Raw genomic sequence first — 14,112 nt, forward strand, 5'->3', positions numbered from 1 at the left:
CTGGGTCACGTCGATCGCTCCGTTTCCACGGCGCGTCACACCCTCGCCGTCCGTCGGTCATCTGTCACACGGTCGGGCCCAGACTGCAACGGTCCCCGCTGGCCCGGAAGAGTCGAAAGTCCCCACGTCCGACCGGTCCGGCGTCGTCCGATCCAGCGCCGGATCTCGTCGGCACCCCAGACGACGAACGGGAACGGGATGACCAACGCCAGCTGACTCGCGGTGGGGGTGGCCGTGCCGAACACCGGGTGCAGGAACGGCACGAAGACGACGGCCGCGGCCAGCACGAGTTCGATCGCGATGGCGCCCAGCAGGAGCGGATTGCTGAACACGCCCGTGCTGCGCAGCGACGCCCGTTCGGTCCTGGCCGCCATGGCCGCGCCGACCTGGCAGGACACGATCCCCAGCCAGGCGACGGTGGTCGCCTGTTGATAGAGGTGATGCAGCGGGGTCCCCACGCCGGTCGGGGCGTGCAGAGACCAGCCACCTCGCTGGAGCACCACGAAGAATCCGGCCAGCACCAGACCGGCCGAGATGACCCCGAGGAACCCCCAGGCCCGGGCCAGCAGACGCGGGCGGATGACGCCTTCGGACCGCGGCCGCGGTGGCCGGCGCATGACGCCCGGTTCGGCCGGTTCACGGCTGAGGGCCAGCGCCGGAAGGGTATCGGTGAGCAGATCGATGGCCAGCAGCTGCATGACCGTGAGCGGAAGCGGAATGGCCCCGCCCGACAGGGCGAACAACAGGAACGGGACGATCTCGGGAATCGCGTGGGCGAAGATGTACAGGATGAACTTCCGGACGTTGTCGTAGACCCGGCGCCCCTCTTCCACCGCATCGATGATGGTGCCGAACCGGTCGTCGGTCAGCACCATGGTCGCCGCCTGGCGGGCCACCTCGGAACCTGACCGCCCCATCGCGACCCCGATGTCGGCCGCCCGCAGCGCGGGGGCATCGTTGACCCCGTCGCCGGTCATCGCGACGACCTGACCGAGACTCTGCAGAGCATCGGCGATGCGGAGTTTCGCCTCCGGCGAGCTCCGGGCGAAGATGATCTCACCCGGAGCCTCCAGCACCGCGTCGAGTTGCGCATCGCTCATCGCGTCGAGCTCGGACCCGGTGATCGTTCGGCATCCCCCCGTGCCCGCGCCGATCCCCACCTGTTGGGCGATCTCGGCCGCGGTGACACCGTTGTCGCCGGTCACGACCAGGATCCGGATGCCGGCGTCATGGGCCCGCGCGATCGCGTCCGAGGTCCGCTCCCGCGGCGGATCGAGCATCGCGATGATCCCGAGCAGGCACAGATCCTTCTCCACGACCCGCCGATCGACCGGGATCGCCCGCTCGCCCGGCAGATCCCGCTGTGCGACCGCCAGCAGCCGGAGCCCGCGACGGGCGTACATGTCGAGCACCGCGGCGATCTGCTGTCGATCCTCGTCGGTCAGGACGCGGGTGGCGTCCGGGCCGCTGGCAATGCGTGACGCGAGGCCCAGTACCGCCTCCGGCGCGCCTTTGGTGTAGGCGCGGAGATGGTCGCCGTCCGTGTCGATGGTGCTCATCAGTCGGATCCGGGGATCGAACCGGAAGATCGCCGATCGTCGGATCCCGGACTCCTCCTCGTCACCGATCAGTTGTGCCCCGAGCCGAACCAGCGCCACCTCGGTCGGGTCGCCACTGGGACCGTCCGGGCCGATCTCGGCGGTGCAGCACCGCACGGCCGCCCGGACCAGCACGGCCACCAACCCGGACCAGTCGACGCCGGAAACACCGGAGCCGTCCGATCCGTTGATCGCGACCGAACCGTGGGACGTCCACAGGTCGGTGACCTGCATACGATTCTGCGTGAGCGTCCCGGTCTTGTCGGTGCAGATGACGGTGGTCGAGCCGAGCGTCTCCACGGCCGAGAGCCGTTTGACCACCGCCCCTCTGCGCGCCAGGTCCTGCACCCCGACGGCCAGGGCGAGGGTGATCGTCGGCAGCAGGCCCTCGGGCACGTTGGCCACGAGCAGACCGATCGCGAAGCTGACCGCAGCCACGGTCGTCAGCCCGGCCGCGATCCCCAGGGGCAGAAAGGCCACCGCAACGGCGATGGAGACCAGGGCGATCAGCCGGGCCACCTTGCGGACCTGGACCTCCAGCGGGCTGCGATCGCCTCCGACCCGCTCGGACAATGCGGCGATCCGGCCGATCTCGGTGTGCATGCCGGTGGCGGTGACCAACACGCGGGCTTCGCCGGCCAGGCAGGCACTCCCACTGAAGACCATGTTGTCGGCCTGCAGCAGCGGGACGTCGGCATCACTGGGACCGACGGAGCGATCCAACGGCTGCGACTCGCCGGTCAGCGTGGACAGATCGACCGTGATGGAACCATCGGTGAGGCGCCCGTCGGCGCTGATCCGGTCGCCCTCCTGCAGGATCAGGATGTCGCCCGGCACCAGTTCGGCGGCCGCGACGTTCTGGGCCGACCCGTCGCGGAGGGCGCGGGCCTGGTCCGGCAGGTAGGCGGCCAGGGCCTCGACCGCGTGCTCGGCGTGGATCTCCTGGAAGAAGGCGAAGACGGCATTGAGCACGACCACCGCGAGGATGGCCACCCCGAGGGCCACGCTGTGGTTGACGATGGCCAGGACCGCGGCGACCATGAGCAACAGGGCCAGCGGCTGGGTGAACTGGCCCAGCAGTTCTCGGGGCCACCGACGCCCGCCGCGTCGCACGAGCTCGTTGGCGCCGTGGACGACAAGACGACGGGCGGCCTCCCGCCCGCTCAGGCCGTGGGCCGAGGTCCGCAGGTTGCGATAGAGAACATCGAGGGAGCCGGCCGGGTCGACCGTCAGGTCCCGACGGTCGAGCCCGCTGTCGGCCGACCGTTCGGACTCGTCGACGGACGATGGCCTACCCACGCAGGGGTCCAGTGCGCAAACCGGTCTTTCGGGCGGCACGATCCTCGCCGCACTGCTGACCCGCCGGGTTCCTCCCCGGTCGGACCCGGCCGTCAGAACGGATCGCTGGTCTGGTGACGCACATCGGCATCCACGATCCCCGGAACTCCTTCGGCCAGGACGCGGGCCTGTTCGCGGTCGGCGGCCGAGTCCCGGTAGTCCTCGATGTCGGCGACCCCGCCCTGAACCACCACCTGCCACCGTTCCTGGTCGTCGTCCAGGGTGGCGAGTTGCTTGATCACTTCCCGCTGCAGTTCGAGATCGGAACGGGCAACGGCCGACTCGAGGAGGTCTCGCCGGGTGATGACGCCGACCACACGTCCGTCGTCGGCGATCGGGAGGCAGCGGATCCGGTCGGTCACCATCATGTCGGCGATGTCGGCGACGTCGGCATCGGGCGGGAACGACCTGACCGAGCTGGTCATGACCTCGCCCACGACGGGCGTCGACCGGGTTCCCGAGACCGGCGCCGCGAATCCACGGATGCGCGGATCCGGTGGAACGCGTTCGCGGATCAGGTCGGCCTCGGTCACGATGCCGACCAGCCGGGAACCGTCGTCGACCACCGGGAGGGCGGTGAATCCGCGCTGGGCCAACAGTTTCGCCGCGTCGGCGACCGAGAGGTCCGGTGGTACGGAGACGACCGGTGTTGACATGATGTCGCGGGCGCGCATGGCACCTGACCTTTCACTGAGCCGAAGAGCGGGCCGCCGAACCGGAGGCGGCCCGGCTCGGGCGAGGCTTCCCGCTACGCGGTCGGGCGGTGGACGACGGTCCGGGACGGGACTGCTTCAGGCGCCGGGCGACTGCGCCCCCGGGCCGTGGACGATCGCCACCGGACAGGTCGCGTAGGCGGCCAGCTCGTGACCGGTGGAACCAAGGACCAGACCTCGGAAACCACCGCGCCCACGGCTGCCGACCACCAGCAGGGCCGGCTTCAGGGCGACACTCTCCTTCATCAGGACGTGGGTTGCCCTGCCCCGCACCACCTTCGGCCGGATGGTGACCGAAGGGTCCTTGTCCGCCCACGGTTTGAGCTGGGCCCGAAGGGCCGCCTCCTCCTGGCGGTCGAAATCGGAGCGGTCGACCTCGAGGGGGTACGCGCGGAGGAACCCGTTCAACGGCGCATCGTCCCAACTCCGGACGGCGACCAGTTCCACGCCGCGCACGGCTGCTTCCTCGAACGCGAAGGACAGCGCGGGTTCGGAGCCGCTGGAGCCGTCAAGCCCCACGAGAACGGGCGCATCCGGGGCTGGGGCCGGGGCCGGGCGATCGTGCGGGTCCGACCGGATGACGACCACCGGCACCGGACTGTGGCTGACCATCTTCTGCGCGACCGATCCGAGCAGGGTCTCGCTCGCCACGCCCTGGCCGTGCGAACCCACGACCACCAGTTCGGCGTCGTCCGCCGCGTGGCGCAGCACCTCGAACGGCGTGCCGACGGAAGCCTCGGAGGTGACGTCCAGATCGGGGTGATTCGCGCGGACGTCGACCACCGCGCGGGCGAGGTCGGCGTGGGCCGCCTTTCGCGGTGCTTCGTACACCTCGGGCGGAAAGACCGTCCCGCGCCCGGCGTACACCACCGTGTTCTGGTAGGCCTCCACCAGGAGGAGGGGGCGGCCCCGCCGTTGCGCCTCATCGGCCGCCCACTGGGCGGCGACGGTGGATGCGGGTGATCCATCGATGCCGACCACGATCTTCGTGCTGCTGCCGGTGTTCACCATTCGTCTCCTTCGTCCGTGGTCCTCATCCGTTCACCAGTCCAGACCGCGCCCACGGCCCCTGCTGCCGCCGATGTCCGGGGCCGACACCGTCAGATGGTTGGTCACCGACGTCGTTCCCGGGACGTCCCAGCAGATCGTCTCGGCATCACGACGGTCCCGGACCGTGGGAACCGAACCGGCGAGCCGGAGGGCCCCGCGGCCATTCGTCGTCACGGTCAATCGGCTTTCGGCCAACGGGTCTCGCTCGTCCAACATGCCGAGAATGCGTTTCTCCAGATCGGCCGCCATGGTGCCGGAACGGACCGTGATGCGGTTGTGCACGGTCTGCGCGCCCGGGAGGTCGTCGATGGCCCGGCAGGCCGCTTCTCGCTCGTACTGCCAATTCACCTCGCCGGTCAGCGTCACCCGGCGGTCGTGAACGGTGACCCGGACCGATTCCGGCACATGGGGCGCCCGAGCCAGGGCCCGCGCCGCCTCTTCGGCGATATCGGTGTCGGAGCGGCGTGGGGCGGCCGACACCAGCAGCTTCTGCGCCACGGCATACACCCCGGGCACCCGCAGAACGGCGCGTTCGGCCACCGCCGCCTGGGTCGGCGTCTCGACCCGTCCGTACAGGGTGACCGCGCCCTGGGCCGCGTCCGGGAAGATCGGCTGGCCACGCAGCAGGGGTTCGGCCTGGACGGCGCGCCGGGCCTGGGCGGTCAGCTGTTCGCTGGTCCGGTCCCGCGTCTGCGTCATGACTCCACCATCGCGGTGCTCGCCCGCGGTCGGTAGAGCACAAGGTCCCACGTTGCGATCACGGTCGGTGGGCGGGGTGATCAGTCCAGCAGGGCGCGGACCTGTTCGGGGGTCGGGCCACCGGGTTCGATCACCACGACGGCATCGTCGAATCCGGCCGCCGCGTAGCGGGCCAACTCCTCGCCCGTCCGGTCCAGGTCGGCCGGGCTGGTCAGCCGGAGGGCACACACGACGGCCCGCCGGCCACCGGCGGCCCGGTACCGATCGTGGGCGGAGAGGATCTGGTCCGCGGTGCGCCGGTAGCCGGATGCCAGCCAGCCGTCGAATTCCCGGGCGGCCCGCTCGACGTTGGCGCCCCACGAGCCGAGCAGCAGCGGCGGCCGGCCGCCGGCCGGGGCCGGAGCCAGGTCGGCGTACTCGTCCCGGCCGTCGGCCAGCAGGACCCGCAGGCGCGCCACGTGCGCGGAGAAGGTGCGAAAGCGCGCGGCATGGTCCCGGTCGAGGGTGGCGAAATCGGTATCGGTCGATCCGGGGCTGACGCCCAGGGTCAGCCGGTCGCCGCTGACCAGTTGCAGGGAGAGGATCCGGTGAGCCAGCTCGGCCGGATGGTGCAGTGGGACCTGGAGGGTGGCCGTGCCGAGTTCCACGTCCTCGGTCACCGTCGCCGCGACGGCCAGGGTCACGAAGGGGTCGGGCACCATGAAGCCGCGTCCGATGATCTGGGGCACCCAGAGACTGTCGAAACCCGCGTCCGCCAAGCGTTTCGCCCAGGCAGCGATGGGCCTCGGTGGCGCCGGACCCAGATGGCCGAGGGTGGCCCCGAGACGCATCGGTGCGCCGTCAGCCCGCTCGGTGGAACCGGCCGGCGGCGAACTGCGCGTACCACCGCAGCGCGTCCGGATCGTCCACCGAGGCGATGTTGGCCGCCTTTTCCAAGGGCCGGCCGGTCAGCAGCTTCTTGACCGGGACCTCGAGCTTCTTGCCGGTCAGCGTGTGCGGAACGGCCGGCGCCGCCACGATCTCGTCCGGCACGTGACGTGGGGTGAGTCGGGTGCGCAGCGTGGTCACGATCCGTTGTCTCAACTCGTCGTTCAGTTCGTGTCCGGGGGCGGTCACCACGAACAGCCCCAGCCAGTAGTCGTCGTCGGGCAGTTCGACGCCGACGACCAACGTCTCGGCGATCTCCGGCATGGTCTCCAGCACGTCGTAGAAGTCGGCGCTGCCCAGCCGCACCCCCTGCCGGTTCAGCGTCGAGTCGGACCGGCCGTGGACCGAGACGCTGCCGTCGGGATGCATCGTCACCCAGTCACCGTGACGCCACACCCCGGCCCATTGCTCGAAGTAGGACTCGTTGTACCGCAGTGCATCCGGGTCGTTCCAGAGGTACACCGGCATGGACGGCATGGGCTGGGTGATCACCAGGTCGCCCACTGCGCCGATGACCGGACGCCCGTCCTCGTCCCAGGCCGCGCAGTCGACGCCGGCCAGGATGCCGCCGATCCGGCCGACCTGGACCGAGGCGTACTCGTTAGCTCCGACGAACGAGCCGGAGATGTCGGTGCCACCACTGGTCGAGTCGATGCGAACGTCCCCACTCACGTGCTCCATCAGCCAGTGGTAGCCGGCCGAAGGGAGGGCCGAGCCGCTGACCATGACGTGTCGGAGCCGGCTCAGGTCGAATCCCCGTTTCCGGGGCGAGATCCCGGCGTCCGCCGTGGCCATGACGACGGCCGCGCCGAGCAACATGACCTGCGCCCCGGTCCGGGCAGCCACCTCCCAGACGGCGCCCGGCGGGTGACCCGGACTGCCTTCGTAGAGGACCAGGCTGGCCCCCTGCATCAGGGCATTGATCTGGATGTTCCACAGCGCCCAGCCGGTGGAGGTATAGGTGAAGATCCGCTCTCCGGGACGCAGCCCGGCGTACAACCCCGACCATTTCAGCCCCTCCAGGGTGATACCGCCGTGTCCGTGCACCAGCCCCTTGGGCAACCCGGTGGTGCCGGAGGTGAACAGCACCCACAGCGGATGGGAGAACTCGACCGGCTCGAACACCAGGGGTTCGTCCACGCTCATCAGTTCGTCCCACGGCACGGCCCCCGCGCGGGCGGGCCGGTCGAACACGTAGCCCACGTGAACGAAATGCCGCACCGTGGGAAGGTTCTCCCGCAGTTGCGCCACCACCTCGCTGCGATCGATGTCCTTGCCGTTCCAGTGGTATCCGTCGGCCGCGATCAGAACGGTCGGTTCCAGCTGGGCCAGCCGGCCAATGGTGCCCTCGGCCCCGAAGTCCGGAGAGCAGCACGCCCAGACGGCCCCCACCGCGGCCGCGGCCAGGCACCCGATCACCGCATGTTCGGTGTTCGGCAGGTAGGCGGCGACCCGATCACCCGGGCGCACCCCGGACCGGCGCAGCCAGCCGGCGGCCGACGCCACCGCCCGCCGCAGCTCCCCGAAGGTGATCTCCCGCGCCACATCGCTGCCCTCCCGGACGCAGACCAGCGCCACGGCGTCGTTGGATCCGTTGCGCAGCAGATGTTCCGCCCAGTTGAGCCGGGCCCCGGGGAACCACCGGGTGTACGGCATCGGGTCCTCGGTCCGCACCCTGGTCCAGGGCGTGGAGAAGCCGACCCGGTAGTACTCGACGATGGACAGCCAGAAGCGGTCCAGGTCGGCGATCGACCACGTCCACAGGGCGTCGTGGTCCGGGAACGACCGGCCTTCCCGCGTCTCGAGCCAATCCAGGTACGCACGCAGCGCCGATGCGCCGATGCGTTCGGGCGAAGGCCTCCACAGCGTCTCGGTCGGTCCCGGAGTCTCGGTCATTCCCGGAGTCTCGGTCATTCCCGGGTCAATGTCAGGACGCGTTCACCCTGGGCATGATCTCCTCGGTCAGCCGCTTGAGGTCGTCCATCGTCTTGGCCGTCGGCACGTCACGGAAGGGGGGCCACAGGATCGGCATGGTCATCCCGGCCTCCTGGTAGCGCTTGAGCATGTCCTCGATCTGCCGCGCGGACCCGGCCAGCAGGTTGGAGGCCTTGCCGGCCGGCGTCTGATCGATGTCCTCGTCGGTGATGACGAACCAGATCATGCTGCACATGTCGAAATTCTCCGGCAGCGTGCGATCCATCTCGCCCAGCTCGCGCTCGATCTCGGCGCGCCAGCGGGTGATGTCCTCGGGCGAGTCCTGGATGCCGATCCAGCCGGACAGCCCGTACTTCGCGATGCGCCGGGCCGAGCGCCGGGCGTCCTTGAGCCCGCTGTGGTAGATCGGCGGATGCGGCTTCTGGATCGGCTTGTGACCGAACCCGCACAGCTCGAAATCGGCGAACTCGCCGTGATACTCGAACAGGTCGTTGGTCCAGATGCCCTGCAGGATCTCGATCGTCTCGCGCACATGGGCGTGGCGGCGCGGGAACAGGTGGGTGGCGCTCGCGGCGGCGAATTCCTCGGGCATCCAGCCCGAGCCGACGCCCACGTTGAGGCGACCGTTGCAGAGGTGGTCCTGGGTGGCGAGTTCGGCGGCCAGCACCCCGGGCGCCCGGTACGGGGTGTCGATGATGCTCATGCCAATGCGGATCTTGTGCGTCTTGGCGGCCAGCCACGGGATGAGGGTCATGCCCTGGAACCATTGACCTCGGGAGATGACGGGCATGCCCGGAGGGAATTCGGTCATCATCCCGAACGGGAACTGCAGCTCCCCACGATCGGACGCCTCCGGGACCACGATCCGGTCCAGCGTCCACACGGAGTCGAAGTCGAGATCCTCGGCCAGCGCAGTCAGGTCCTCCAGCTCCTGGAGGGTGACTTGGTCGCGGAAGTTGGGGAGGTACAGAGAAAGCTTCAAGGCCGGCTCCTCGGGTCGTCGTCGACTGCCCGCGCTCACCGGCACGGGGAGATGACGACCGTATCTCTGGCGTAGCCCCCGGGCTAGTCCAACCGGGTGTTTTTTTCCTGTGGCATCCCCCTACCGCAGGCTCAGCGCCGTCCAGGAGACCGGTGGCAGAATCACCAGGACGGTGTTTCCGTTGGCCGTCGCCGTTGTGTTGGGCTGCAGTCCCACCCGCTCTGGATCCGCGAGCGTGTTGCCGGCGTGAATGTCTGCGTCATGCAGCGTCACGGCGTCGGCGACAGTCAGGTCACCGGCGCCGGAAACGTCGACCGTCACCTGCATCTCCTCGGTCTGGCTGCGGTTCACCAGGAACACCGCCAGTTCCCCGGTGGCCTCGTCGTGGGTGGCGGCCGCCTCGACCAGCCGCACCGTCCCGTACGCGGCACTCTCGTAGGTGCCGGACTCCACCCGTACGGCCAACGCCGATCCGCGCGCCAGCTGCGAGATCTTGGCGAACGGGAAGAAGGTGGTCTGCCGCCAGGCCGGGCCGCCGGGTTCGGTCATGATCGGCGCAATGACGTTGACCAGTTGCGCCAGCGACGCACTCGTCACCCGGTCCGCGTGGTTCACCAGGGTCATCAGCAGACTGGCGAAGACGACGGCGTCGGCCACCGAGTACACGTCCTCCAACAGGCGCGGCGCCACCGGCCAGTTGTCGATGCCGGAGATCTTGTCCACCTGCTCGTACCGGTCGATGTACCAGACATTCCACTCGTCGAAGGAGATGTTGATCGTGCGCGCGCTGCCGCGGACGGCCTTCACGTGATCGGCGGTGGCCACCACAGACCGGATGAAGTGGTCCATGTCGGTCGAGCTGGCCAGGAAGCTGCCCAGATCTCCGTCCTTCTCCTGGTAGTAGGCGTGGCAGGAGATGTAGTCGACGCTGTCGTAGGTGTGCGTGAGCACGACCCGTTCCCACTCCCCGAACGTCGGCATGTGGGCGCTGGAGGAACCGCAGACCACCAGTTCGAGACCCGGATCCAGCTGGCGCATGGCCGTCGCTGTCTGGGCCGCCAACTTGCCGTAGTCCTCCGCCGACCGGTGGCCGAGCTGCCACGGACCGTCCATCTCGTTGCCCAGGCACCACATCCGGACATTGAACGGTTCGGCTTTTCCGTTCGCGGCCCGCTGGTCGGCTCGAGCGGTGCCGGACGGCAGATTGCTGTACTCCAGCAGCTCCAAGGCCTCGGCCGTCCCTCGCGTGCCGAGATTGACGGCCAGCATCAGCTCGCTGCCGACCTTGTCCAACCAGGACGAGAATTCGTGCAGCCCAACTTGATTGGTCTCGGTCGAGTGCCACGCGAGGTCGAGCCGACGCGGGCGCTCCGCCTGCGGGCCCACACTGTCCTCCCAGTTGAACCCGGACACGAAGTTGCCGCCGGGATACCTGATGGCGCTGACGCCGAGCTCGACGACCAGGTCGGCCACGTCCTGGCGAAACCCCTGCGCGTCCGCGGTGGGATGGCCGGGCTCGTAGATGCCGTCGTAGACGCAACGCCCGAGATGCTCCACGAAGGATCCGAACAGCCTTCGGTTGACGGGACCTACGGTGAAACGCGGATCTATGGTCAGGCGTGCGGTGGCCATTGCTGTTCCTTCCGAATCCTCTCGTCCCGGGCTGATCGCGCCGGCGGCGCCGGACTCCAGGTCAGCCCAGTGCCCCGATCAGGTTGGGTGCCCGGCCGGTGACGGTTCTTCGACATTGAACGCGGTCTGGATCATGGGTCGGTCACCCGGGGTGGCCGCCGCGTCGGTCGACCATGGGAGGCCGGCCCGGCGTCAGGTCAGTGCGCTGCCGGTGAGCCACTTGTCCCAACTCAGGTTCCAGTCGCCGAATCCGTCGGTCGGGGCCAGTTGGGTGGAGGTGCCCTTGACCGTGAGGATGTCGCCGTAGCCGAAGTTGTCGTAGAACCATTGCCCCCCGGCCGGCGGCAGGTTGATGCAGCCGTGCGAGACGTTGCGGACACCTTGATCGTCGACCGACCAGGGCGCCGAGTGGACGAAGATCCCTTCGTTGGAGAACCGCACGGCCAACGGGATCTTCGAGTCGTAGCCCAGGGACGAATTGACCGGGAGGCCGTAGGTAGCTGAGCTCATCTGCTTGACCACGTACTTCTCCTGCGCGACATAGGTGCCGGAGGGGGTGACGAACGAGATATCGGTGCCCCCGACGGTGACGCGCTTGTCCATCCCCAAGGACACCGGGTACGTCTTGGTCAACTTGCCGTTGACGAAGACCTCCATCTTCTTGGTCCGGTCGTCCACGCGCGCGATCTTGGACGGTCCGATGGTGACGGTCATGGTGCGGTCCGTCTCGCCGTAGGCACCGCCGCCGAGGTTGACGCCGTAGACGGCCGCCGACACGGTGATCTTGGTACCGGACTTCCAATAGTCCTTGGCCCGATAGTGCAACGTGCGGTCATCCCACCAGTACCAGGCGCCCTTCACCGCAGGCACCGTCTTCACCGAGAGGGCCTTCTCGGCGGCGACCTTGTCGGCCGGGGGTTTGTCGAAGATGACCACCATGGGCTGGCCTACTCCGACGGTCTTCATGGTCGGATTCGGAAAGAAGGACGGATAGATCGTCTGGGCCGGATTCAGGGTGGTGAACCTCGAGGTCGTCCTGGTCGACTGCCCGGTGGCGGTCGACGCCACGGAGGTCAGGGTGTAGCTGCGGCCGTAGCCCAGCGGCTCGGTAGACGTCCAGGACGTCTTGTCGGCCGACAATGCACCCTTGACCGCGCGGCCGTCGGGGTTGGTCATGGCGACCGTGCCGAACGTGCCGTTCTGGGCTGTCACCCTGACCGGTGCGGTCGGCGAGACACCGGTGGCGCCGTTGGCCGGGACGGTACTCACCCGTGGGCCCGGGATGATCGAGGGGGCGGACCGGCTGGTCGGCGGGGTCGAGATCGACGGGCTGCTCGGGGCGGGGTCCGCGCTCGAGGGCCGGCCCACGGCGGATGATGGGACGCCGACCGAGACGGACGAACCGGTCGTGGGGCTCGCGGCGGTGGAATCGGCGGTGACGGTGACGGCGGTGGCCGGCTCGCGGGCCGAGGTTCCGGCCGTGCAGGCGGCGGCCAGTAGCGGCAGAACCAGGGCGGCGGCGAGCAGCCGCCCGCGAAGAAGACGAGGCATGGGCGGGTGCGCTCCTAGAGCAGAGGGAGACGGGTGGGATCGAAACGGTCGGAGTCGACGAAGAATCCGGCCCGAAGGGCCGGTCGCCGATCCCGAGAGATCAGATCCGTTCCACGCACAATGCTTGGCGAGAGAGAGTTTTCGGCGGGCCGCGCAATCCGCCGGCCGAGACCGACCATCCGGCGGCCGGTCGGCGGCCCTGACGGCGCACGGCCACACCGGCCAGCGCGACGACCGCCACGGCCAGGAGCAACAGCGCGCAGGAGGTGACGATGGCCGCTCCGTGACCGGCCGGCCTGTCCGTCGGCATCACCACCGCGGTCGCGAGGTTCCCGGTCGATACTTCATGAGCGACGCTCGTCGACGCCACGATCTGGGACGACGCGGTCGGCGCGAGAACGCGGTGGTCACCGGCGGAGTCGTGGCCGCTGAGGAAGCGCATGGCCAACAGCCCGGCCAACACGGCGCCGAGCAGTAGCCACCGCCGCGACTGCGCCACTCGAGCCGGGGGCAACAAAGACGAAGGTCCGGACATCCGCCGTCCTTCCCGCCCGTCCGGGCTGCTCGCTCATGGTGGTGGCGGCCGCGGTCGACCCCGCGGTCGATGGCCATGCTACCGGTGTCCGCTCTGATTCGTACATCATCCGGTGTATCGTTCAGCCTCCCTCGGGTCGCCACTCGGACGATTCATCCCTATTGGTCGGGACTTTCGGTCGGTTCGGCCGGGGCCACGCCCGAGCCGCCCCGATCGGCGTCAAGATCACCCCGGACGAGTGGCAGAGCGGTTCCCGACCGCCGCAGCAGCCGACAACCTGTCACGCTCGGAGCGCCCGCTGCACCACCGTCGCCAGGAGGACCACCCTTGCTCACCCACCGCCGGATCACCAGTGCCGTACTCACCTTCGTTCTGGCCGCAACCATGAGCGTCGGTATCGCCGCGCCCGCGGCGGAGGCGGCCGGCAAACCGCGGGTGTTCGCCAACTGCACGCAGCTGAACAAGGTGTACCGGCACGGCGTGGGCCAGGTCGGTGCCCACGACAAGAGCAGGAGCAAGAACTTCCGGCCCGTCACCACCTTCACCCGGGACGACGCGCTGTATCAGGCCAACCGTGCTCGGGACGCCGACAACGACGGCATCGCCTGCGAGAAGCGCTGACGGCTGGATCGCCATCGGCTCGATGGCCCGGCCGTCATGATCGTCGGTCCGCACGGCAACTGCACCGAGGGCGCTGACGAATGCCGTCGGTGATCGACTACGTTCCGCGGAACCGACGTGGACGAGTTCGGGACGAATCGGTCAGGTGCGCAGCTCGGTGAGCACGGCGGGTAGTTCGTCCGACCGCCGGCATCCAGGCGGTGCAGCCGTCGCCCGAACTCATGGACTACGCGCTCACCAAAGCCGGGATCGTCAACTTCACCAAGGCGCTCGCCGGCTCCCTCGCCGAGAAGGGCATCCGGGTCAACTCGGTTGCTCCCGGCCCCATCTGGACACCGCTGATTCCCACCACCATGCCCGAGGACAAGATCACCGAATTCGGCCGGAGCACACCCCTGGGCCGAGCCGGTCAGCCGGCTGAGGTGGCCCCGGCCTACGTCTTCTTCGCGTCCGGTGAATCCAGCTACATCACCGCCGAGGTGCTCGGTGTGACCGGCGGCAATCCGATCAAATAGTGCCGGGGCACCGAGG

General features: G+C 69.1%; 11 protein-coding genes and 1 pseudogene. 2 read left to right on the forward strand and 10 right to left on the reverse strand.

Translation table 11 applies throughout. The features are described from left to right. Positions 1–35: 35 nt before the first annotated feature. The 10 genes from BLS97_RS21405 to BLS97_RS21450 all read right to left on the reverse strand — a co-directional run bounded on the left by BLS97_RS21405 (position 36) and on the right by BLS97_RS21450 (position 12,960). Positions 36–2,897, reverse strand: coding sequence for a cation-translocating P-type ATPase (locus BLS97_RS21405; RefSeq protein ID WP_197676305.1), 2,862 nt, complete (start codon positions 2,895–2,897; stop codon positions 36–38). A 92-nt stretch (positions 2,898–2,989) separates the two neighbouring features. After that, the gene (locus BLS97_RS21410; RefSeq protein ID WP_090480344.1) at positions 2,990–3,610 is read right to left on the reverse strand and encodes a CBS domain-containing protein; all 621 of its coding nucleotides are present in this window, start codon (positions 3,608–3,610) and stop codon (positions 2,990–2,992) included. 117 nt (positions 3,611–3,727) lie between these two features. Continuing rightward, the gene (locus BLS97_RS21415) at positions 3,728–4,660 is read right to left on the reverse strand and encodes a universal stress protein (protein WP_090480347.1); all 933 of its coding nucleotides are present in this window, start codon (positions 4,658–4,660) and stop codon (positions 3,728–3,730) included. Positions 4,661–4,690: 30 nt separating this feature from the next. Then, the gene (locus tag BLS97_RS21420) at positions 4,691–5,398 is read right to left on the reverse strand and encodes a BON domain-containing protein (protein ID WP_090480349.1); all 708 of its coding nucleotides are present in this window, start codon (positions 5,396–5,398) and stop codon (positions 4,691–4,693) included. A gap of 80 nt (positions 5,399–5,478) precedes the next feature. Beyond that, complete coding sequence (locus tag BLS97_RS21425) at positions 5,479–6,228, reverse strand: LLM class flavin-dependent oxidoreductase (protein WP_090480351.1); 750 nt, start codon at positions 6,226–6,228, stop codon at positions 5,479–5,481. A 10-nt stretch (positions 6,229–6,238) separates the two neighbouring features. Continuing rightward, entirely contained in the window at positions 6,239–8,221 is a 1,983-nt protein-coding gene (locus BLS97_RS21430) for an acetoacetate--CoA ligase (RefSeq protein ID WP_197676306.1), read from the reverse strand. Positions 8,222–8,252: 31 nt separating this feature from the next. Further along, a complete protein-coding gene (locus tag BLS97_RS21435; RefSeq protein ID WP_090480355.1) occupies positions 8,253–9,242 on the reverse strand; it encodes an LLM class flavin-dependent oxidoreductase in 990 nt (329 codons plus the stop codon). Positions 9,243–9,362: 120 nt separating this feature from the next. Next, positions 9,363–10,874: an arabinosylfuranosidase ArfA gene (arfA, locus tag BLS97_RS21440; RefSeq protein WP_090480358.1), complete on the reverse strand. Its 1,512-nt coding sequence runs from the start codon at positions 10,872–10,874 to the stop codon at positions 9,363–9,365. 192 nt (positions 10,875–11,066) lie between these two features. Continuing rightward, complete coding sequence (locus tag BLS97_RS21445) at positions 11,067–12,425, reverse strand: L,D-transpeptidase (protein ID WP_090480361.1); 1,359 nt, start codon at positions 12,423–12,425, stop codon at positions 11,067–11,069. A 100-nt stretch (positions 12,426–12,525) separates the two neighbouring features. Continuing rightward, positions 12,526–12,960 (reverse strand): hypothetical protein, encoded by a 435-nt coding sequence (locus BLS97_RS21450; protein ID WP_157695605.1) that lies wholly within the window; start codon positions 12,958–12,960, stop codon positions 12,526–12,528. Between the two features lie 327 nt (positions 12,961–13,287). Between BLS97_RS21450 and BLS97_RS21455 the strand changes: the two genes are divergently transcribed. Together BLS97_RS21455 and BLS97_RS21460 are read left to right on the forward strand one after the other, a co-directional pair. Further along, complete coding sequence (locus tag BLS97_RS21455; RefSeq protein ID WP_197676307.1) at positions 13,288–13,581, forward strand: excalibur calcium-binding domain-containing protein; 294 nt, start codon at positions 13,288–13,290, stop codon at positions 13,579–13,581. A 182-nt stretch (positions 13,582–13,763) separates the two neighbouring features. Beyond that, positions 13,764–14,096, forward strand: a pseudogene (locus tag BLS97_RS21460) (SDR family oxidoreductase); the annotation flags it as partial. Positions 14,097–14,112: the final 16 nt, after the last annotated feature.

The organism is Nakamurella panacisegetis (genome assembly GCF_900104535.1).
Lineage (GTDB): Bacteria > Actinomycetota > Actinomycetes > Mycobacteriales > Nakamurellaceae > Nakamurella > Nakamurella panacisegetis.

Coding starts and splice junctions, on each gene's coding strand:
- BLS97_RS21410 (WP_090480344.1), bottom strand. CDS start 3,610: ATGCGCGCCCGCGACATCATGTCAACACCGGTCGTCTCCGTACCACCG.
- BLS97_RS21415 (WP_090480347.1), bottom strand. CDS start 4,660: ATGGTGAACACCGGCAGCAGCACGAAGATCGTGGTCGGCATCGATGGA.
- BLS97_RS21420 (WP_090480349.1), bottom strand. CDS start 5,398: ATGACGCAGACGCGGGACCGGACCAGCGAACAGCTGACCGCCCAGGCC.
- BLS97_RS21425 (WP_090480351.1), bottom strand. CDS start 6,228: ATGCGTCTCGGGGCCACCCTCGGCCATCTGGGTCCGGCGCCACCGAGG.
- BLS97_RS21430 (WP_197676306.1), bottom strand. CDS start 8,221: ATGACCGAGACTCCGGGACCGACCGAGACGCTGTGGAGGCCTTCGCCC.
- arfA (WP_090480358.1), bottom strand. CDS start 10,874: ATGGCCACCGCACGCCTGACCATAGATCCGCGTTTCACCGTAGGTCCC.
- BLS97_RS21445 (WP_090480361.1), bottom strand. CDS start 12,425: ATGCCTCGTCTTCTTCGCGGGCGGCTGCTCGCCGCCGCCCTGGTTCTG.
- BLS97_RS21450 (WP_157695605.1), bottom strand. CDS start 12,960: ATGTCCGGACCTTCGTCTTTGTTGCCCCCGGCTCGAGTGGCGCAGTCG.